We start from the raw sequence: 1,116 nt of genomic DNA, 5'->3' as shown, positions 1-1,116 counted from the left end.
GGTGCCGCGAGGTCCACCAGGCCCTGGATCAGCATGACCGTGCCGAGGACACCCACGAGGCCGGCCGAGGCCAGGGGCAGGCGCCGGAGCAGGCGGTCCGACAGGCTGATCCGCTTCGAGGCATGCTGCACCCCCCAGGCGGCCACGACGCCGATGGACACCATGGTGATCGCCAGCCCCAGGCTGAACGCCGCCACGGTCGCAGCTCCCAGAGTGAACTGGCCGAGCTGCAGGCAGATCAGCAGCACGGTGATCGAGGCCGGGCAGGGGATCAGGCCGCCGGTGATGCCGAACAACGCGATTTGGCCCGTGGTGACGTTGCCGCCATTGGCCGCGAGCTGGCGGGCGATCTGCTCGGCGTGCTCGCGCTCATGCGCATCTTCATCGCCTTCGGCATGATGGTGCCCATGATCATGGTCGTGCTCGGCGAAGGTGACCTTGTAGGTATGGGCGTGATCGCCATGCGACAGCCGCAGGCGGGCCGTGAACTCGTGCGGTTCAGGAATTTCCCCTGCGGATTCGAGATAGCCGTCTCGATCGACAAACCTGAACCGCTCGCCCGATCCGTCGCTTCGGTCGGTCTCGACCAGCACGTCCTCCGCTTTCCACGCGTTGCCGCTCAATGTGCGCAGGCGCCAGCGGGGCGGCATGCCGTCCTCGGCAATCGAGAGCTCCACGACGCCATGGCCGGTATCGATCGTCCGGACCTCGGCATGGTGGTGGTCATGATCATGGCCGTGATGGTGATGGCCATGATGGCGGCGGAACCAGCCGATGCTCTGGCCCGTGCGCCAGACCATCCAGGCGGCGATGCCGAGGATGATCACGCCCGAGGCGATGAGCAGCCAAGCCTCGAAATGCGAGTTCAGGATCTCGCGCCCGAGCGACAGGCCGAGCATGGCGACGATCCAGACGATGAGCGAGTGCGAGAGAGCGGCGCAGACGCCTAGCAGCACCGCCTGCCCGATGGTGCCGCGGATCGCCACGATGTAGGCGGCCATCATGGTCTTGGAGTGCCCGGGTTCCAGCCCGTGAAGGGCACCGAGCAGGACCGCGACGGGCAGGTAAATCCAGCCGTTGCCGCCGGATTGAAGCAGTTGAGCGATATCGGGCATC

Annotated in this window: 1 protein-coding gene; it reads right to left on the bottom strand. The window is 66.6% G+C overall.

The genetic code is table 11. From position 1 onward, the window contains the following. A partial coding sequence (locus ACS5Q0_RS27480; protein ID WP_473129789.1) for a HoxN/HupN/NixA family nickel/cobalt transporter occupies window positions 1-1,116 on the bottom strand: 1,116 nt, incomplete at both ends.

This window comes from Microvirga sp. HS2 (genome assembly GCF_055792805.1).
This window is presented reverse-complemented; position numbering and strand designations above follow the sequence as displayed.